Raw genomic sequence first — 19544 nt, forward strand, 5'->3', positions numbered from 1 at the left:
ACCTACTTCACCTGGCGCAACACGAAACAGGAACTCACCGAATACCTCACCGAGTTGACCGGTGAGACCGCGGCCTACATGCGGCCCAACTTCTTCGCGAACACTCCGGACATCCTGCACGCCTACCTCCAGCACGGCGGCCGGCCCGCCTTCGAGGTCCGGGCCGTGCTGGCCGCCACCCTCTCCCCCTCCTGGGGCATCTACAGCGGCTACGAGCTGTGCGAGAACACCCCGCTGCGGGAGGGCAGCGAGGAGTACCGCGACTCCGAGAAGTACCAACTCAGGCCACGGGGCTGGGAGTCGGCCGCACGTGAGGGCCGTACGATCGCGCCGCTCATCACCCGGCTGAACGCCGTCCGCCGTGCCCACCCGGCGCTACAGCGCCTGCGCAACCTCCGTTTCCACCGGACCGACAACGACGCCGTGCTCGCCTACAGCAAGAGCACGGGGCCGGACACGGTCATCGTGGTCGTCAATCTCGACCCGCACCACGCCCAGGAGGCCACGGTCTCGTTGGACATGCCGCAACTCGGCCTGGACTGGGACGCCGACCTGTCCGTACACGATGAACTGACGGGCGAGGCGTACCACTGGGGCAGGACCAACTACGTGCGCCTCACGCCGGGCCGCGCGCCGGCGCACGTGCTCCACGTCCAGCGGTCGACGCACCGGAACGGAGGGCCCGCAGCGCCATGACCGTGAACGAACCCGTACTGGACACCTTCGGGGACACCCCCGCCCGCGACCGTGACCCGCAGTGGTTCAAGCGTGCCGTCTTCTACGAGGTTCTGGTCCGCTCCTTCCAGGACAGCAACGGCGACGGCGTCGGCGACCTCAAGGGCCTGACCGCCAAGCTCGACTACCTCCAGTGGCTCGGCGTGGACTGCCTGTGGCTGCCGCCGTTCTTCAAGTCCCCCTTGCGGGACGGCGGTTACGACGTCGCCGACTACACCGCCGTACTGCCGGAGTTCGGCGACCTCGCCGACTTCGTGGAGTTCGTGGACGCCGCCCACCAGCGCGGTATGCGCGTGATCATCGACTTCGTCATGAACCACACCAGCGACCAGCACCCGTGGTTCCAGGAGTCCCGCAAGGACCCCGACGGCCCCTACGGGGACTACTACGTCTGGGCCGACGACGACAAGCAGTACCAGGACGCCCGCATCATCTTCGTGGACACCGAGGCGTCCAACTGGACGTACGACCCCGTGCGCGGCCAGTACTACTTCCACCGCTTCTTCTCCCACCAGCCGGACCTCAACTACGAGAACCCGGCGGTGCAGGAGGAGATCCTGGCCGCCCTGAAGTTCTGGCTGGACCTGGGCATCGACGGCTACCGGCTGGACGCGGTCCCCTACCTCTACGCGCAGGAGGGCACCAACTGCGAGAACCTGCCGGCCACGCACCAGTTCCTGAAGCGGGTGCGCCGGGAGATCGACGCGGGGTACCCGGACACCGTGCTGCTCGCGGAGGCCAACCAGTGGCCCGAGGACGTGGTCGACTACTTCGGCGACTACGAGCGCGGCGGCGACGAGTGCCACATGGCGTTCCACTTCCCGGTCATGCCGCGCATCTTCATGGCCGTACGCCGCGAGTCCCGCCACCCCGTCTCCGAGATCCTCGCCAAGACGCCCGCGATCCCCTCCGGTTGCCAGTGGGGCATCTTCCTGCGCAACCACGACGAGCTGACCCTGGAGATGGTCACCGACGAGGAACGCGACTACATGTGGGCCGAGTACGCGAAAGACCCCCGCATGCGCGCCAACATCGGCATCCGCCGCCGCCTCGCCCCCCTCCTCGACAACGACCGCAACCAGATCGAGCTGTTCACCGCCCTGCTGCTCTCCCTGCCCGGCTCGCCGATCCTCTACTACGGCGACGAGATCGGCATGGGCGACAACATCTGGCTCGGCGACCGCGACGCCGTCCGCACCCCCATGCAGTGGACCCCCGACCGCAACGCCGGCTTCTCGACCTGCGACCCCGGACGGCTGTACCTGCCCACGATCATGGACCCGGTCTACGGCTACCAGGTCACCAATGTCGAGGCGTCGATGTCCTCGCCGTCCTCGCTGCTGCACTGGACCCGGCGCATGATCGAGATCCGCAAGCAGAACCCCGCCTTCGGACTCGGTTCCTTCACCGAGCTGACCTCGTCCAACCCGGCGGTGCTCGCCTTCCTGCGCGAGTACGAGGACGACCTGGTGCTGTGCGTGCACAACTTCTCGCGCTTCGCCCAGCCCACCGAGCTGGACCTGCGGGCCTACGACGGCCGCCATCCGGTGGAGCTGATCGGCGGAGTGCGCTTCCCCGCCATCGGTGAACTGCCCTATCTCCTCACCCTTCAGGGCCACGGCTTCTACTGGTTCCGGCTCACCCGAGTCGCATCCCGCATCGGCCGCCGCCGCTGAGCGCACGGCGCCGGGGAAAGGACGCGTCACCATGCCGAAGACCATCACCCTCCGGCCGAGAACCGCGGCCGGTGTCGACGGCCCCCTCGCCTCGCTCGGCGGGCTGCTGCGCGAGTGGCTGCCGCGCCAGCGCTGGTTCGCGGGCAAGGACCGGCCCGTGACCGATCTGTCGGTGCTCAGTGTGACCGAGCTGTTCCCCGGATGTCTGCATCTGCTGGTGCACGCCTCGCACGCGCCGGTGCCCACCCCCGGCGGCACTCCCCCGCCGGGCGACTGCTACCAGCTGCTGCTGGGCGTGCGCGAGCAGCTCGCGCCGCGCCTGGAGCGGGCGTTCATCGGACGGGCCACCGCCGGACCGCTGGCCGGGCTCGCGGTCTACGACGCGCTCTACGACCCGCGCTCGGCGAGCCTGCTCCTGGAGCGGCTGCGCCGGCCGGGCAGCGCGGGCCCGCTGCGCTTCGGGGCGGACCCCGCCGCCCCGGTGCCCGGCGGCCTGCCGCCGCGGCTGCTGGACGCCGAGCAGTCCAACACCTCGCTGGTGTACGGGGACGCGTACATCCTCAAGCTGTTCCGCCGCATCCAGCCGGGCGTCAACCCGGACCTGGAGGTGTCGGCGGCGCTCGCCGCGCAGGGCTGCACCCGCGTGCCCGCGCCCGTCGCCTGGTTCTCCACCAGCGCACCGCGCCCGGCCACGCTCGGGGTGCTCCAGCCGTTCCTGCCGGACGCCACCGACGGCTGGACGCTGGCGCTGGGCGCGCTCGCCGCGGGCGACGACTTCACCGCCGAGGCCCGTGAGCTGGGCCGTGCCATGGCCGAGGTGCACCTCGCGCTGGCCGAGGCGTTCCCGCCGGCCGGGCCCGGTGAGAACGGGCGGCCCGCCGAGGCCATGTGCGCACGCCTGGAGGCCGCCGCGCACGCCGTGCCGGGCCTGAAGCCGTACGTGCCCGGTCTGCGGGCCGCGTTCGGGGCGCTCGCCACCTGCGACACCGGGCCGCCCGCCCAGCGCATCCACGGCGATCTGCACCTCGGGCAGGTGCTGCGGGCCGGCCGCGACTGGTTCGTCATCGACTTCGAGGGCGAGCCGTCCAGGCCGCTCGCCGAGCGGCGGGCCCCGCAGTCCCCGGTGCGGGACGTGGCGGGCATGCTCCGCTCCTTCGACTACGCGGCCCGGCAGCGCCGCCCCTGGCGACCCGAATGGGCGCGCCGCTGCCGGGAGGCGTTCTGCGCGGGCTACGCGGCCCGCGCGGGCTGGGACCCACGCAAGAAGCACGCGCTGCTGCGCGCGCACGAGACGGACAGGGCGGTGTACGAGGTGCTGTACGAGGCGAGACACCGGCCGGACTGGCTGCCGGTACCCATGGCCGCGATCAAGCGGCTCGCGGTGTGGGGAGGCTGACGGCATGGCACTGCGCGACACGTCGCCCCCCGAGACCGCGGGCCCCGGACCGGCCGCGGCCACCGCGCTGGACCCCGCCGAGCGCGACCGGCTGCTCGGCGGACGGCACCACGATCCGCACGCCCTGCTGGGCGCCCACCCGGTGCCGGGCGGCACCCTGTTCCGGGCGCTGCGCCCGAACGCGCGGGCGGTGAGCGTCCTGGTCGACGGGATGGCCAACCCGCTCGTCTCCGAGGGCGGCGGGCTGTTCTCGGCCGTACTGCCGTACCCGCAGATCCCGCCGTACACGCTGCTGGTGACGTACGACGAGGACGAGCGGGAGGTGCACGACCCCTACCGTTTCCTGCCCGCCCTGGGCGAGCTGGACCTGCATCTGATCCGCGAGGGCCGGCACGAGCAGCTGTGGCAGGCGCTCGGCGCCGAGCCGATGACCCATGAGGGCGTGGCCGGCACCCGGTTCACCGTGTGGGCGCCCAACGCCCAAGGGGTGCGGGTGGCCGGGGACTTCACGTTCTGGGACGGCACGCAGTACCCGATGCGCTCGCTCGGCGCGTCCGGGGTGTGGGAGCTGTTCCTGCCCGGAGTCGGCGAGGGCGACCGCTACAAGTTCGAGATCACCTCCCGCTACGGCCACCGGTTCCTCAAGGCGGACCCGATGGCCCGGCGCACCGAGGTCCCGCCGGACACCGCCTCGATCGTGACGGTCTCGCGCTACGCGTGGGGCGACGAACAGTGGATGGCGCACCGCGGCGACACCCCGGTGCACGAGGCGCCGTTCTCGGTGTACGAGGTGCATCTGCCGTCCTGGCGACCCGGATTGACGTACCGTCAGCTTGCGGAAGAACTGCCCGCGTACGTCAGGGAGATGGGCTTCACGCATGTGGAGCTGATGCCGGTGGCCGGGCATCCGTTCAGCGGCTCCTGGGGCTACCAGGTCACCTCGTACTACGCGCCCACGCCCCGGCTCGGCTCGCCGGACGACTTCCGGTACCTGGTGGACGCGCTGCACCGGGCGGGCATCGGCGTGATCATGGACTGGGTGCCGGCGCACTTCCCCAAGGACGACTGGGCGCTGGCCCGGTTCGACGGGGACCCGCTGTACGAACCCGGCAACGCGGCGCGGGCCGAGCACCCCGACTGGGGGACGTACGAGTTCGACTACGGCCGCACCGAGGTGCGCAACTTCCTCGTGGCCAACGCCGTGTACTGGTGCGAGGAGTTCCATATCGACGGGCTGCGGGTGGACGCCGTCGCCTCCATGCTCTACCTCGACTACTCGCGGGACTCCGGGCAGTGGGAGCCCAATGTGTTCGGCGGGCGCGAGGACCTGGACGCGGTGGCCTTCCTCCAGGAGATGAACGCCACCGTCTACCGGCGCTGTCCGGGTGTGGTGACCATCGCCGAGGAGTCCACCGCCTGGGACGGGGTGACCCGGCCGACCGACGGCGGCGGGCTCGGGTTCGGGCTGAAGTGGAACATGGGCTGGATGCACGACTCGCTCCAGTACATCCAGAAGGAGCCGGTGCACCGCAAGTACCACCACAACGAGATGACCTTCTCGATGGTGTACGCCTACAGCGAGAACTACGTGCTGCCCATCTCGCACGACGAGGTGGTGCACGGCAAGCGGGCGCTGGTGTCGAAGATGCCGGGCGACTGGTGGCAGCGGCGCGCCGACCACCGCGCCTACCTCGGCTTCATGTGGGCCCATCCGGGCAAGCAACTGCTGTTCATGGGGCAGGAGTTCGCGCAGGGCGCCGAGTGGGCGGAGCAGCAGGGGCCCGAGTGGTGGCTGCTGGCCGACGACTACCACTCCGCCGGCGACCACCGGGGCGTGCAGGCGTTGGTGCGGGACCTGAACGCGCTGTACCGGGCGACCCCGGCGCTGTGGCAGCGGGACACCGATCCGGGCGGCTTCCGCTGGGTGCTGTGCGACGCGGCGGAGGACAACGTCTTCGCGTTCCTGCGCTTCGCGGCCGACGGCACCCCGCTGCTCGCGGTGTCGAACTTCTCCCCCGTCGTCCGGGAGGACTACCGGCTGGCGGTCCCCGAGGAGGTGCCGGCCTGGCGGGAGCTGCTCAACACCGACGACGTCGGCTACGGGGGCAGCGGGGTGCCCGTCGGCGCGCCGGGGGCGCTGGAGCCGGCCGGCGGGTGCCTGCGGCTCACGCTGCCGCCGCTGGCCACGGTGTTCCTGGGGCCGCTGCGCTGAAAGCGCAGGTGTCGGCGCCCCCGACAGGGGCAGTCGGGGTTCATACACAATCCTGGCTGCCCCTGGTCACAGGGCGGAAAGGCGGCACCGAGTGCGCACGGTCGGAGTGGAGGAGGAGCTTCTTCTGGTCGACCCGGACAGCGGGGACCCGAAGGCGCTGGCGGCGCCCGTGCTCGCACGGGCCGACCGCGACGATCCCGGACAGGACGTGTTCGAGAAGGAACTGTTCGGGCAGATGCTGGAGTTCGCCACGCATCCGCAGTCGGACATGGCGGACCTCGGCGACGAGATCGTGCGCTGCCGCAAGGAGGCGGCCCGGCACGCCGAGCAGATCGGCTGCACGGTCGCCGCGCTCGCCACCTCGCCGCTGCCGGTGAGCCCCTCCCTCACCGTGAACGACCGCTACCAGTGGCTGGCCGAGCGGTACGGCGTCGGCACCCGCGAGCAGCTGGTCTGCGGCTGCCATGTGCATGTGTCGGTGGAGTCCGACGAGGAGGGCGTGGCGGTCCTGGACCGGCTGCGGCCCTGGCTTCCGGTACTCACCGCGATCAGCGCCAACTCCCCCTTCTGGCAAGGCCATGACAGCAGTTACGCGAGCTACCGCAGCCGGGTGTGGTCGCGCTGGCCGTCGGCCGGGCCGACCGAGCTGTTCGGCTCGCCCGAGCGGTACCACCGGCGGGTGGCGGACATGGTGGCCACCGGGGTGATCCTGGACGAGGCGATGGTGTACTTCGACGCGCGGCTGTCCGCCCGCTATCCGACGGTCGAGGTGCGGGTCTCGGACGTATGCCTGCACGCGGACACCGCGCTGCTCGTCGCGACCCTCGCCCGCGGCCTGGTGGAGACGGCCGCGCGGGACTGGCGCGCGGGCCGCCCGGCGCCGGACCACAGCGTGAGCCTGCTCAAACTCGCCTCCTGGCAGGCGGCGCGCGAGGGGATCGACGGGGAACTGCTCGACCCCTCGACCATGCGGCCGCGGCCCGCCGCGCGGGTGCTGCGCTCGCTGCTCGACCTGGTCGGGGACGCGCTCGACGGCAGCGGGGACGCGCACCGCGCCGAACAGGGCGTCGAGGAACTGCTCCGGCACGGCAACGGCGCGCGGGTGCAGCGCCGGCTGGTGGAGCGCGGCGGCACCCTGCGGGACGTCGTCACGGAGTGCGTGCGGCAGACGCAGGGGTGAGCGGACGGGCGGCGCGGCCGCGGTCAGTGGATCAGGACCAAGGCGTACACCAGGAAGAACGCGGCGAACAGCACCACGAGGGCCAGGATCAGCGCGAGGGGCGCCTTGGCCCAGCCGCGCTGGGTCGCGCCCCGCTCGCGGACCGCGGCCTGGGGCATGCTGCTCTCCGCGGGCGGGGTCTCGCCGGGCGGCACCGAGCCGCCGGGCTCGAGTCCGGTGGTGCGTTCGGGATCCGGATCGGGGTTCACATGGCTCATGTCGGGATTCATGTCCCCCGAGTCCCCAGCGGGCGCCCACCTCACCAGCCGATCGCGCCCGCGCGCGCAGCGGCCGACAGGGCGGTGTGCCGCGCGGGGCGTCCGAGGGTCTACGGTGTCCTGCGGAGCCGTTCGCGCCGCGCAACGGGCTGCTCGCAGTCGGTGAGGCCGTCCCGTGAGGTGGGGAGACGGACGGATATCCGGCCCGGCTGTGGGAACCCGCAGCGCAGCGAGAGATCAGCGACGACGACCGTCCTGGCCGCACGGGGCAGCACAGGCCCCTCGCGGCCGAGGCCGGGGGATGCGGAGATGGCGACGGAGCCGCGTGGGGACGAGACACCGCCTTCGGAGGAGACGTACGAGCGTGAATTCTCCTTCGCGGGTGAGCTGCGCAACGTCACGGAGGCGCGGCTGGCCGCGGAGGACTTCCTGGGCGGACTCGCCCGGGTCGCGCCGCCCGGCGAGCACGAATACTGGGACGACATCCTGCTGGTGGTGACCGAACTCGCCGCCAATGTCATCCAGTACGCGCCCGGTCCCTTCGACCTGCGGATGCGGCGCACCTTCGACGGGGTGCACGTGACGATGCACGACACCAGCACCACCAAGCCGGAGCCGCGGCCCTTCCATCCGCGCACGGGCGGCGGCGGCATCGGCTGGCATCTGGTGCACACGCTGTGCACCCAGGTCAGTGTGGTGGTGCACGACGAGGGCAAGGACATCCATGTGTTCCTGCCCTGGTGAGGGCGGCGAGGTGTAACCCGGCGCCGTCCGGTTACTCCACCGCGTGCCGCACCCGACTGGCGCAGCGGCGTGGGGCGCGGTGGTATCGGAGTTGGTGCGCAGCGCTTCGGGGCATGCGAACGGCGTCGAGCCGGACCGCCGTCCGGAACCGCAGAAAGGGATGGACACCGTGACACGACCCAGGATCCTGGTGGTCGGCGCAGGCTTCGCCGGAGTCGAGTGCGTCCGCCGTCTGGAGCGGAAACTCGCCCCCGACGAGGCCGACGTCACCCTGGTGACGCCCGTCTCCTACCAGCTCTATCTGCCGCTGCTGCCCCAGGTCGCCTCCGGTGTGCTCACACCGCAGTCGATCGCGCTCTCCTTGCGCCGCAGCAGGCGGTACCGCACCCGCATCCTGCCGGGCGGCGCGATCGGGGTGGACCTGAAGGCCAAGGTCTGCGTGGTGCGCACCATCACCGACAAGATCGTCAACGAGCCGTACGACTACATCGTGCTGGCGCCGGGCAGCGTGACCCGCACCTTCGACATTCCGGGCCTGACCGAGCACGCCTTCGGCATGAAGACGCTCGCCGAGGCGGCCTACATCCGCGACCACGTCATCTCCCAGCTGGATCTCGCCGACGCGAGCGACGATCCGGCCGAACGGGCGGCGCGGCTCCAGTTCGTGGTGGTCGGCGGCGGGTACGCCGGCACCGAGACCGCCGCCTGTCTCCAGCGGCTCACGCACGCCGCCGTACGGCGCTATCCGCGCCTGGACCCCGGTCTGATCCGCTGGCATCTGATCGACATCGCGCCCAAGCTGATGCCCGAGCTGGGCGACAAGCTCGGCCGCAGCGCGCAGGACATCCTGCGGCGGCGCGGCATCGACGTGTCCCTCGGGGTCTCGATCGACAAGGCCGGCGCGGAGGAGGTCACCTTCACCGACGGCCGGGTGGTGCCGACGCACACCCTGATCTGGACCGCGGGGGTGGTGGCCAGTCCGCTGATCGCCACGCTGGGCGCGGAGACGGTCCGCGGCCGGCTCGTCGTCGATCCCGAGCTGACCGTGCCGGGGCAGGACGGGGTGTTCGCGCTCGGCGACTCGGCCGCCGTGCCCGATCTCGCCAAGGGCCAGGAGGGCGCAGTGTGCCCGCCGACCGCGCAGCACGCCTCCCGCCAGGGCAAGCGGGTCGCCGAGAACGTCATCGCGACCCTGCGCGGCGAGCCGCTCCAGCCGTACCGCCACAAGGACTTGGGCCTGGTCGTGGACCTGGGCGGCAAGGACGCGGTGTCCAAGCCGCTCGGTATCGAGCTGCGCGGGATGCCGGCGCAGGTGGTGGCCCGCGGCTACCACTGGTCGGCGCTGCGCACCGGCGTGGCCAAGGCGCGGGTGATGACCAACTGGACGCTGAACGCGCTGGCCGGCGACGATTTCGTGCGCACCGGCTTCCAGGCCCGCAAGCCCGCCCGGCTGAAGGACTTCGAGTTCACGGACTCGTATCTGACGCCGGAGCAGGTCCGGGCGCGGGTCGAGGGCGGTGTCAACAGCCCCTGAGGGAAACGCCGTACCGAGGGGGCGGGTCCTCATGACCGAGAAGCAGGCTCCTCGCCGCTGACCGGGCATGGGGAACCGGTGGCCTGGCTGGAGTCCGGGCACGGAATCGGGCACGGGCACGCCGACGCACTGGTGGCCGCGGCCCTGGCCGAGGGCAGGTAATCCGGCCGCACATGCGATGCTGGAGCAAAGATCGATTTCTGGCACGGGTCACGGACGGGAGAGCGCGGCGGCGTGAGGGCAGCGGGGCGGTCGGGGCGGGTACGGATCTGGGACCGGGTCGCGGCATGGGACCCCGGCCTGCTCCGGCTGACCGCGGGGCTGCGCACGGTCGCCTCGATCGCCCTGACCCTCGCCGTGCTCGCCGCGCTGGGCGCCCCGGTGCCGATGCTGGTCGCCGGGGCCATCGCGGCGATGGTCGCGACGTTCGCGATCCGGGAGAAGCAACCCCGGCGGCAGGCCGTCACCCTCGCGATCGGCCTGCCGGTGGCCCTCGTCTCGGTCACCCTGGGCACGCTGCTGAGCCGGTACGTCGTCGCGGGCGACCTGTTCTTCGTCGCGCTCATGTTCAGCGCCGTCTACAGCCGCCGGTTCGGCGACCGCGGCCACGCCCTCGGGCTGATCGGCTTCCAGACGTACTTCCTCTCCCTGTTCGTACACGCCACCCCGGATCTGCTGCCGACGCTGTACGGCGTCGTCGCGGTCGCGTTCGGCTGCGCCGCCCTGGTCCGGTTCGCGCTGCTGCCGCAGACACCCGCGGGCACGCTGGACCGGCTGCGGCAGGCGTTCCGGGCCCGGCTGGCCCAGCTGATCGACACCCAGATCGAGCTGCTGGACGCGGGCCCCGAGGACGTGGAGAAGGTCCTGGAGGAGCTGCGCACCGGGACCGCGCGACTGCACGAGACGGCGCTGCTGATCCAGGGCCGGCTGGAGGACGGCACCTCCGACGAGGCGGTGGCCCGGCTGCTCCAGCGCCGGATCGCGGACGCCGAGATCGCCGCCGAGCGGCTCGGTCTGCTGCTGCTCACGGCCCGCAGCGCCGAGCGCACCGACACCCTCACCCTGCATCTGCCGGGCGCCCCGCTGCCCTCGGGCGGCGAGCTGCCGGTGCGGGACGAGGCCAGGGCCGAACTCCGCCGGGACCTCAAGGCGCTGCGGCTGCTGGCGCTGCGCCCGGCCGGCGAGGCCGCGGGCACCGCGCTCGCGCAGGTGCGCAACCGGCTGCTCGGCTATCGCGAGGAGGAGAACCTGCCCCAGGCCGCGCCGGCCGTGCAGGACGTCTTCCGGGGGCTCGGCGAGACGGCACGGGCCGCGCTGGGCCTGCGGCTCGCGCTCGACGGGCCGCAGGACGAGTCCGACGACTCCCCCGCCACCACCCGCTCGCGCGAGGAGCTGGACGCGGAGGACACCGCGATCGAGATCAGCGAGGAGACCGAGCCCGAGGAGACGGAGCCGGGCGGGCTGCGCCGGCCCACCACGCGGGCCGCGGTGCAGATCGCCGTCGGCTCCTCGCTCGCCATCGTCGGCGGCGAGCTGCTGTCCAGCCAGCGCTGGTACTGGGCGGTGCTGACCTGCTGGATCGTGTTCATCAACACCGCGTCCACCGGGGAGATCCTGGTCAAGGGCTACCGGCGGCTGGTCGGTACGGTGCTCGGCGTGATCGCCGGTATCGGGCTCGCCGGGCTGGTCGGGCACCACACCTGGACGGCGTTCGCGCTGGTGCTGCTGCTGGTGTTCGCGATGTTCTACACCGCGCCGCTGTCGTACACGCTGATGTCGTTCTTCGTGACGGCCGCGCTGGGACTGCTGTACACGCTGCTCAACACCTACACCGCGGCCGTGCTGGTGCTGCGGATCGAGGAGACGGCGCTGGGTGCGGCCTGCGGGGTGATCGCGGCCGCGGTGGTGCTGCCGATCCACACGGACCGCCGTACGAACGAGCTGCTCGTCACCGTCCTCGACCGGCTCGCGGAGGTCACGCGGGGCGCGGTCGACCAGCTCAGCGGCGGGGCGGGCGGCGATCTGGTGGAGCGGGCGCGGGAGCTGGACCAGGCGCTGGCCGACTTGCGCGCCGCCACCCAGCCGCTGACGCATCCGATCACGCCGATGCGGGCTCGCCGCAACACGGCCCGCTATGTGGTGGCGCTGCTGGAGACCTGCGCGTACCACGGGCGGTCCCTCGCGGCGACGGCCGAGCTGCTGCCCACGCATCCCTCGATCGCGGCCGATCCCCGGCTGCGCGGGGCGGGCGCGCGGATCGTGCGGAACATCGAGACGATCGCCGCGCATGTCGCGGACCCGCGCTCGGCCGGGGAGATCGAGACCGGCCCCAGCATCGCCTCGATGCTGGAGCCGGGAACCCTGCGCACCCCGCGCTACGGCCGGGTCACCGACCGGGTGCTGCGGCATCTGCAACGCCTCGACGAGGCGGTCTCCGGTCTGGCCCGCCCGCTGGGGCTGCGGCCGTCGGAGGCGGCCCCGGCGAAGAGGCGCTGACGGGTCACCCGGCGGGCATCGGCGCGGCGACCGGTCATGCGCGTCATGCGGCCCCGGCCGGCGACGGCGCGGCGACCGGTCACACGTCCCGGCCCGGCGACGGCGCGACGACTGGTCACGCGGCCCCGCCGGGGCGGCGGCCCACCGCCTCCTCGCGGACGCGGGCGCAGCTGCGGCTGATCAGCCGGGAGACGTGCATCTGGGAGATGCCCAGCTTGTCGGCGATGCGGCTTTGTGTCATGTCCTCGAAGAAGCGCATGTAGAGGATGGCCCGTTCGCGCTCGGGCAGCCGGCGCAGGCCCTCCTTGGCGGCCTCGCGGTCGACCACGACGTCGTACGACGTGTCGGTGGCGCCGAGGGTGTCGGCGAGGCTGTAGCCGTCGTCGCCGCCGGCCAGTTCGGCGTCCAGCGACAGCGTGCTGAAGCTCTCCAGGGCCTCCAGGCCGGCCGCCACCTCGTCCTCGGTGAGCCCGGTGTGGGCGGCGATGGCGGCGACGGTGGGTTCGGGGCTGCCGGGGCTCTGGGTCAGCTCCCGGCGGGCCACACGCACCCGGTTGCGCAGTTCCTGCACCCGGCGGGGCACCCTGAGCGCCCACATCCGGTCCCGGAAGTGGCGCTTGACCTCGCCGGTGATGGTCGGCACGGCGTAGCTCTCGAACGCGCCGCGCGAGGGGTCGTACCGGTCGACGGCCTTCACCAGGCCCAGCGCCGCCACCTGGCGCAGATCCTCCACGGACTCGCCCCGGTCGCGGAAGCGGCCGGCGATGCGGTGGGCCATGGGGAGCCAGGCCGCGACCAGTTCATCGCGGAGGGCGTCCCGCTCGGGACCCTCGTCCAGGGCCGCGAGCCGGGTGAACAGTTCCGCGGTCTCCGGGGCGTCGTCATGGCTCCGGCGCGAAGTCTGGGTGGCGGGGTCGGACGTGCCGGGACGGCCTGTCGACATGTCGGTCAGCATGCGGAATCGCTCCTGAACGTGGTGTCTGGGCGCGGGCCGGAAGTTGGGATTCCGGTTCTGGCCCGAACGGTGCTTGTCAGGTTCGCCGCGGGTGCGCAGGGCCCGCCGGAGGGGGCCCCGGCGGTGAGTCCACCCGCCGGCGTGCGCCTCCGGTCCGAAGCACGAGATTCCGTCTGCCCGCCGCCCCTGCGGGCAAACACCCCTGCCGGAAGGAATCGGTAAAGCGAGTCGAACCCGCAGGTCAGAGGGTTATAGGGGCGGTAAGTGAGAGTGCCGGCCGACACCGGACCCGGACGAAGGGCCTCCGGCCGGCCGCCGAGATCATGTGCGGGTGGGACGGGGGCGTGGGCCGTTCGGTGGCGGGGGCGGCGGCGGGCGCCGGTTCCCGGCAGCGCTCTCCGCGTCAGCCCGGCAGCCTCAGCTCGGACCGACGGGGATCTCCGCGCCGGCTCGGGCCGCCCGGATCTCCGCGTCCGCTCGCACCGGCAGAGCCTCCGCGCCAGCACATCCGAGGAACTTCCACGTCAGCCCACACCGACGGAATCTCCACGTCGGCTCACGCCAGTAGGGGCCTCCACGCCGACTCGGGCCGCCCGGATCTCCGCGTCCGCTCGCACCGGCAGGGCCTCCGCGTCAGCCACATCCGAGGAACTTCCGCGTCAGCTCACGCCGACGGGATCTCCACGTCGGCTCACGCCAGCGGGGCCTCCACGCCAGCTCGGGCCGCCCGATCTCCGCGTCAGCTGACGTCAGCAGCGTCTCCGCGTCAGCCACATCGGCGGGACCACCGCGCCAGCCGCATCGGGAGGACCGGCGTACCAGCTCACGCCGACGGCACCAGCGCGTCAGCTCACACCGACGGAATCTCCGCGTCGGGTCACGCCAGCGGGGCCTCCACGCCAGCTCGGGCCGGCCGATCTCCGCGTCAGCTGAGGTCAGCAGGGCCTCCGCGTCAGCCACTTCGGCGGGATCTCCGCGTCGGCTCACGTCAGCGGGACCACCGCGCCAGTTCACGTCGGCAGGACCTCCGCGTCAGTTCACGTCGGCGGGGCCTCCGCGTCAGCTCACGTCGGCGGGGCCTCCGCGTCAGCTCACGCCAACGGCATCTACGCGTCGGCGGCTCACGCCAGCGGTACCACCGCGGTGATGCGTTTGCCGCCGCAGGGCAGTTCGCAGACGTGGACGTCGCGGGCGAGGTGGCAGACGATCGGCCAGCCCCGGCCGTGGCGCTGGGTGCGGTCGGGCGCGGCGGTCGGGGCGACCGGGAGTTCGGTGCTGCGGTCGCTCACCGAGACGCGGATGCCGGCGGAGTCGACGTCGACGTCGAAGCCGGTGATGCCGCCGCCGTGGACGATGGCGTTGGTGGCGAGTTCGGAGGTGACCAGGAGGGCGTCGTCCATGGCCCCCGGTCCGAGCCGCTGGTGACGGGCCCGGCAGCGCTCGGCGACGACACGCCGTACGGTGCTGCGGGCGTCGGCCGGACGGCACGGCGGCCGGCGGCGGGGCTCGTCGACGGATATCGCGTGCGGCTCTGGCATCCCTTCCCTCCCTGCGACGGTGCCGGATTCGCGTTCTCCCCCTTCCGGCTGACCCCGAGCGGCGCCCTCAAACACCCTGCGTGCCCCAGTCATCACCGGGCCCGGACGGGGTACCCGCGCCCCATGAGCGATGTCGTGGACGCAGACGAACTGCTGCGCCGCATCCAGCGGGGCAGGGACCGCGCGGCCGAGGAACGCAGGCGCTGGACGGAGCGCGCACAGAGCCTCACGGCGACCGAGCCGGACCGCGCCCGTGACGCCGTGGCCACGGCGCGGGCGTACGAGGCCGTGCTGCGGGTGCTGGACGAGATCGTGCGGCCGGGCGCGCATCCCGCGGACGACGGGGATGACGGCGTGAGACGGGTCACCTGACCGCTGCCCGATTTCCCGGACGGACCGAGAATGGTTTATCGTTCATACATACGTGATGGCGGCACGGGCCATGGAGCCCCGCCCTGTCACCCCTCAGCGGCCCTGGCTGGCTTCCCCCGTCCAGCCAGGGCTTTTTTCTGCCCGGACGACGACCGGTGCGAAGAAATCCGCTTCCTTCGAGGTGCCCTGCCCGCCGCCAGCGGCTGAAATGGGTGTACGCAACGCACCGGCCCACACGAGGCACCGCAGCACCCGAACCGCCGCCGCCGGCGAGGAGCCCGCGCCATGACCAAAGCGATAAAACTGCTGACCGCCCTGCCCCAGGCGCAGCGCGAACGCCTGATGGAGCTGGCCAAGGAGGTGTCCTTCCCGGAGGACACCCGCATCTTCGAGGCGGGTGGCACGGCCGACCGGTTCTGGGTGATCCGCTCCGGCGCGGTCCATCTGGACCAGCAGGTCACCTCGCGGCAGCGGGTGACCGTGGCCACGCTCGGCGCGGGCGACCTGCTCGGCTGGTCCTGGCTCTTTCCGCCGTACCAGTGGGACTTCGGCTCGGTGGCCTTCAGCAACGTACGCGCCTACGAGTTCGACGGGCCCTCCGTGCTCGCACTGTGCGTGGAGGACCCGCTGCTCGGGCTGTCGCTGGTGCGCTCGGTGGCGGAGATCCTCGCGCACCGTCTGGAGACCACCCGCGGCAAGCTGATGGACCAGTACGCGCTGGGCCGCCGCAGCCCGCTGTAGGCCGCGCCCGCCCGCGCCTCGTCAGATCCGGTAGCGCCGCAGCGCGGGCACCGTCGCGGCCAGCGCCAGCATCAGGACGACGACCAGCACGCCGCCGCCCGCCACGGCCGCGCGCGGCCCGAACACGGCGCCGGCGGTGCCGTGCAGCACGTCCGCGAGGCGGGGGCCGCCGGCCACCACGACCGTGAACACGCCCTGCATCCGGCCGCGCATCTCGTCGGTCGCGGCGGACAGCAGGATCGCGCCGCGGAACACCATCGAGACCATGTCGGCGGCGCCCGCCGCGGCGAGGAAGGCCAGCGCGATCCAGAGGTTGCCGCTCAGCCCGAACCCGGCGATGGCCACGCCCCAGGCGACGACGGCCCCGATCACCATCCAGCCGTGCCGGCGGGCGCGGGAGAAGACGCCCGAGAACAGCCCGCCGAGCACCGCGCCGACCGGGATGCCGGCGAACAGCACGCCGAGCGCGAAGCCCTCGCCCCAGGAGTGGTACGTCTGCGCCGCCAGCTGCGGGAACAGCGCGCGGGGCATGCCGAAGACCATGGCGACGATGTCGGCGAGGAAGGACAGCAGCAGGACCTTGTGCCGGGATATGTAGCGGAAGCCTTCGGCTATCTCGCGCACCCCGGCGCGGCGCGCGGGGGCGTCGCCGAGCGGGGGCAGCGCGGGCAGCCGGAAGACGGCCCACACGGTGACGCACAGCGCGAGGGCGTCGACGAGGTACAGCTCGGGCAGGCCGATGACCGGGATGAGCACACCGGCGAGCAGCGGGCCCGCGACCAGGCCGGTCTGCATCACGGTGGAGCTGAGCGCGTTGGCCGCGGGCAGCTCTCCGGCCGGGACCAGGCGGGCGATGGAGGCGTTGCGGGCCGGGGAGTTGAGGCCGAAGAACGCCTGCTGGAGCGCGAGCAGCACCATCAGGACGACGACGGAGTCCAGCCCGGTCACGGCCTGCGCCCAGAACAGCAGCGAGGTCACCGCGATCCCGATGTTGGTCCACAGCAGCAGCTTGCGCCGGTCCACGGTGTCCGCGACCGCGCCGCCCCACAGCGCGAACACCACCATGGGCACGAGCCCGGCGAGGCTGGCGTAGCCGACCCAGGCGGAGGAGTGCGTGATGTCGTAGATCTGCTTGGGTACGGCGACGGCGGTCAGCTGGCTGCCGACGGAGGTGACGATGGTGGAGGACCACAGGCGCCGGTAGGCGGGGATGCGCAGCGGGCGGGTGTCCATCGCCCAGCGGCGCCAGCCGCGGTGGGGCGCGGGGGCGGCCTCGGGGGCCTCGTCGCCGGTCACGGTACTGCTCTCGCTGGTGTTCACGGATGTCCTGGTTGCTCGTTACATCTTTTCGATTCGAGAGCCTAACTATCTCATCGCACCGGCGGCGAACGGTTTCTGTCATCGCACCGGCGACGCATTGGTTCGGTCCCGCGGACCGCTGTCAGGCTCCGGCGAGCAGCGAGCCGCCCAGCACGAGCATGGTGAGGGCGACCAGGCCGTCCAGGACCCGCCAGGCGCCGGGCCGGGCCAGAAAGCGGCCGAGCAGCCGGGCGCCGAAGCCGAGTGCGGTGAACCAGCACAGGCTGGCGAGCGCGGCCCCGAGCCCGAACGTCCAGCGCAGCGGGCCCCGGTCGGCGGCGAGCGAGCCGAGCAGGAACACGGTGTCCAGGTAGACGTGCGGATTGAGCCAGGTCATCGCGAGGCAGGTGAGCACCGCGCGGCGCCGGGACCCGGCCGCCTCGCCCCGCGCGGTCAGTCCGGTCCCGGCCGGCCGTACGACCCGGCGGGCGGCCAGCGCGCCGTAGCAGAGCAGGAAGACGCCGCCGACGACGCCGACCGCCCTGACCAGGCCCGGCCAGGCCACCACGAGCGCGCCGACGCCGCCCACGCCGAGCGCGATGAGCACCGCGTCGGACAGGGCGCAGATGCCGACCACGGCGAGTACGGCGTCCCGGCGCACCCCCTGGCGCAGGACGAAGGCGTTCTGGGCGCCGATGGCGACGATCAGGGACAGGCCGGTGCCGAAGCCGGCGGCCGCGGCGGTCAGGGCGGTGTGGTTCATGGACCGAAGCTAAGGAGACCAGGCCTCTCAAGTACAGCTAAAGATTCTTACGTATCTTTAGCGCTCGTGATGGACCTTCCCCTGGACCAGGTGCGGACACTGCTCGCGGTGGTGGACGAGGGCACCTTCGACGCCGCGGCCGCCGCCCTGCACGTGACGCCGTCGGCGGTCAGCCAGCGCGTCAAGGCGCTCGAACAGCGCACCGGGCGGGTGCTGCTCCAGCGCACCAAGCCGGTCCGGCCCACGGAGTCGGGCGCGGTGCTGGTGCGCTACGCCCGCCAGCTCGCCCGGCTGGAGCGGGACGCGTGGGGCGAGCTGGGGCTCAGTGGCGCCGGTGAACCCACCCGCGTGTCGGTCGCGGTGAACGCGGACTCGCTGGCGACCTGGTTCCTGCCCGCGCTGAGCCGGGTGCCGGGGCTCTGCTTCGAGCTGCACCGCGAGGACGAGGGTCATACGGCGGTGCTGCTGCGCGAGGGCCGGGTGATGGCGGCGGTGACCTCCTCGCCCGAGCCGGTGCCCGGCTGCACGGCCCGTCCCCTCGGCCGGATGCGCTATCTCCCCGTCGCGGAACCGGAGTTCGCCCGCAACCGGGTCGCCGGGCGCCCGCTGCTCGACGCCCTCGCCGCGGCGCCCGTGGTGGTCTTCGACCGCAAGGACGACTTCCAGGACGGCTATGTCCGCCGGCTGGGCGGTGTCTCGGCGGCCCCGCTGCGCCACTACGTGCCCACCTCGGAGGGCTTCCTCGACGCCGTGGCCGCGGGCCTCGGCTGGGGCATGGTCCCGGAGGTGCAGGCCCATCCCCTGCTGGCCGACGGCCGGCTGGGCCTGCTGGCGCCCGGCGAGTGGATGGACGTCACCCTGTACTGGCAGCAGTGGAAGCTCGACTCCCCCGCGCTGGCCGCGCTGGCCGAGGCGGTGACGGCGACGGCGGCGAAGGCGCTGCGCGGCTGAGGTCCGGGGCGGCCGAAGAGTGGCCGAACTCCGTTGCGGCACGGCCGGATTCCGCCCTCTTGTCGGCGCGCGCCGTTTCATGCCGCGCCGACCGGTCACCCGCTTCCGAGACACGCGTCCGCCCCGACGCGGACGACTCCGATCCGACCGGGAGACTTCCCATGGAGAACTGGCGCGAACACGCCGCCTGCCGTTACGAGGACCCCGATCTCTTCTTCCCCATCGGCACCACCGGCCCCGCCCAGGTGCAGGCCGAGCGGGCCAAGGTGGTCTGCGCCCGCTGCCCGGTCCGAGAGCAGTGCCTGGACTGGGCGTTGGACACCGGACAGGCCATAGGCGTCTGGGGCGGCACCACCGAACTGGAGCGCCGCAAGCTGCGCCGCCGGGCCCGCTCCCACCCGCGCTCGGGCTGAACCGGCGCGGGTTCAGCGGCCACCGCGCCGCAGCGTCCCCCACTGGGAGGTGCGCGTAGTCGTACAGGCGGCGGGCCGCCCACAGTTCCGGCGAGCGGTCGCCCCGCCACTGCGCCACGTCCAGGGGGCCGGCGGACAGGCCCGGCAGCGGGACGCCGGTCAGCTCGTCGGTGCTGGAGACCGCCGCGAGATCGACGCCGGGGCCCTTGGACCAGCGCACGTACAGGCCGCGGTGCCGGGCGACCAGGGCGCGCCTCGGCCGGCGTGGTCACGGTCGGCAGG

At 72.7% G+C, this 19544-nt stretch carries 17 protein-coding genes and 2 pseudogenes; 13 read left to right on the forward strand and 6 right to left on the reverse strand.

Annotated features, from left to right (window positions below):
• From AC069R_RS17025 to AC069R_RS17045, 5 genes are all read left to right on the forward strand, one after another.
• The coding region (locus tag AC069R_RS17025) for an alpha-glucosidase C-terminal domain-containing protein (protein ID WP_478767579.1) at positions 1-696 on the forward strand (696 nt) is incomplete at its 5' end.
• Complete coding sequence (gene treS / locus AC069R_RS17030; RefSeq protein WP_478767580.1) at positions 693-2411, forward strand: maltose alpha-D-glucosyltransferase; 1719 nt, start codon at positions 693-695, stop codon at positions 2409-2411. The genes AC069R_RS17025 and treS, both read left to right, overlap by 4 nt.
• A gap of 31 nt (positions 2412-2442) precedes the next feature.
• The gene (locus AC069R_RS17035; protein ID WP_478767581.1) at positions 2443-3807 is read left to right on the forward strand and encodes a maltokinase N-terminal cap-like domain-containing protein; all 1365 of its coding nucleotides are present in this window, start codon (positions 2443-2445) and stop codon (positions 3805-3807) included.
• Between the two features lie 4 nt (positions 3808-3811).
• Entirely contained in the window at positions 3812-6019 is a 2208-nt protein-coding gene (gene glgB / locus AC069R_RS17040) for a 1,4-alpha-glucan branching enzyme (RefSeq protein ID WP_478767582.1), read from the forward strand.
• 91 nt (positions 6020-6110) lie between these two features.
• Positions 6111-7199: a glutamate--cysteine ligase 2 gene (locus AC069R_RS17045; protein ID WP_478767583.1), complete on the forward strand. Its 1089-nt coding sequence runs from the start codon at positions 6111-6113 to the stop codon at positions 7197-7199.
• Positions 7200-7222: 23 nt separating this feature from the next.
• Here AC069R_RS17045 and AC069R_RS17050 read toward each other — a convergent pair whose 3' ends face one another.
• Entirely contained in the window at positions 7223-7456 is a 234-nt protein-coding gene (locus AC069R_RS17050) for a DUF6480 family protein (RefSeq protein WP_478767584.1), read from the reverse strand.
• 309 nt (positions 7457-7765) lie between these two features.
• On the opposite strand from AC069R_RS17050, the gene AC069R_RS17055 reads away from it, so the two are divergent.
• From AC069R_RS17055 to AC069R_RS17070, 4 genes and pseudogenes are all read left to right on the forward strand, one after another.
• Positions 7766-8200 (forward strand): ATP-binding protein, encoded by a 435-nt coding sequence (locus AC069R_RS17055; RefSeq protein WP_478767585.1) that lies wholly within the window; start codon positions 7766-7768, stop codon positions 8198-8200.
• A 160-nt stretch (positions 8201-8360) separates the two neighbouring features.
• Positions 8361-9734 (forward strand): NAD(P)/FAD-dependent oxidoreductase, encoded by a 1374-nt coding sequence (locus AC069R_RS17060; protein ID WP_478767586.1) that lies wholly within the window; start codon positions 8361-8363, stop codon positions 9732-9734.
• Positions 9735-9782: 48 nt separating this feature from the next.
• Positions 9783-9896, forward strand: a pseudogene (locus AC069R_RS17065) (DUF4287 domain-containing protein); the annotation flags it as partial.
• A 72-nt stretch (positions 9897-9968) separates the two neighbouring features.
• Positions 9969-12230, forward strand: a complete 2262-nt coding sequence (locus AC069R_RS17070; protein WP_478767587.1) for an FUSC family protein — start codon at positions 9969-9971, stop codon at positions 12228-12230.
• Between the two features lie 115 nt (positions 12231-12345).
• Here the strand turns inward: AC069R_RS17070 and AC069R_RS17075 are convergent, their stop codons facing one another.
• Positions 12346-13185, reverse strand: a complete 840-nt coding sequence (locus tag AC069R_RS17075) for a SigB/SigF/SigG family RNA polymerase sigma factor (RefSeq protein WP_478767588.1) — start codon at positions 13183-13185, stop codon at positions 12346-12348.
• Between the two features lie 1121 nt (positions 13186-14306).
• Positions 14307-14723 (reverse strand): ATP-binding protein, encoded by a 417-nt coding sequence (locus tag AC069R_RS17080; RefSeq protein ID WP_478767589.1) that lies wholly within the window; start codon positions 14721-14723, stop codon positions 14307-14309.
• 123 nt (positions 14724-14846) lie between these two features.
• Between AC069R_RS17080 and AC069R_RS17085 the strand changes: the two genes are divergently transcribed.
• Together AC069R_RS17085 and AC069R_RS17090 are read left to right on the forward strand one after the other, a co-directional pair.
• Positions 14847-15095, forward strand: coding sequence for a hypothetical protein (locus AC069R_RS17085; RefSeq protein ID WP_478767590.1), 249 nt, complete (start codon positions 14847-14849; stop codon positions 15093-15095).
• A gap of 285 nt (positions 15096-15380) precedes the next feature.
• Positions 15381-15836 carry a cyclic nucleotide-binding domain-containing protein gene (locus AC069R_RS17090; protein ID WP_478767591.1) on the forward strand — a complete coding sequence of 152 codons (456 nt, stop codon included), beginning with the start codon at positions 15381-15383 and terminating at the stop codon, positions 15834-15836.
• Positions 15837-15857: 21 nt separating this feature from the next.
• On the opposite strand, the gene AC069R_RS17095 is transcribed toward AC069R_RS17090, so the two are convergent.
• Together AC069R_RS17095 and AC069R_RS17100 are read right to left on the reverse strand one after the other, a co-directional pair.
• Positions 15858-17156, reverse strand: coding sequence for an MFS transporter (locus AC069R_RS17095; RefSeq protein WP_478767592.1), 1299 nt, complete (start codon positions 17154-17156; stop codon positions 15858-15860).
• Between the two features lie 121 nt (positions 17157-17277).
• A complete protein-coding gene (locus tag AC069R_RS17100) occupies positions 17278-17898 on the reverse strand; it encodes a LysE/ArgO family amino acid transporter (RefSeq protein WP_478767593.1) in 621 nt (206 codons plus the stop codon).
• 69 nt (positions 17899-17967) lie between these two features.
• On the opposite strand from AC069R_RS17100, the gene AC069R_RS17105 reads away from it, so the two are divergent.
• Together AC069R_RS17105 and AC069R_RS17110 are read left to right on the forward strand one after the other, a co-directional pair.
• Positions 17968-18849, forward strand: coding sequence for a LysR family transcriptional regulator ArgP (locus AC069R_RS17105; RefSeq protein ID WP_478767722.1), 882 nt, complete (start codon positions 17968-17970; stop codon positions 18847-18849).
• 161 nt (positions 18850-19010) lie between these two features.
• Complete coding sequence (locus tag AC069R_RS17110) at positions 19011-19262, forward strand: WhiB family transcriptional regulator (RefSeq protein WP_478767594.1); 252 nt, start codon at positions 19011-19013, stop codon at positions 19260-19262.
• Positions 19263-19353: 91 nt separating this feature from the next.
• On the opposite strand, the pseudogene AC069R_RS17115 reads toward AC069R_RS17110, so the two are convergent.
• Positions 19354-19482: pseudogene (locus AC069R_RS17115) on the reverse strand (DUF6098 family protein); the annotation flags it as partial.
• Between the last annotated feature and the right edge of the window lie 62 nt (positions 19483-19544).

Source organism: Streptomyces sp. NPDC043952 (assembly GCF_056435325.1).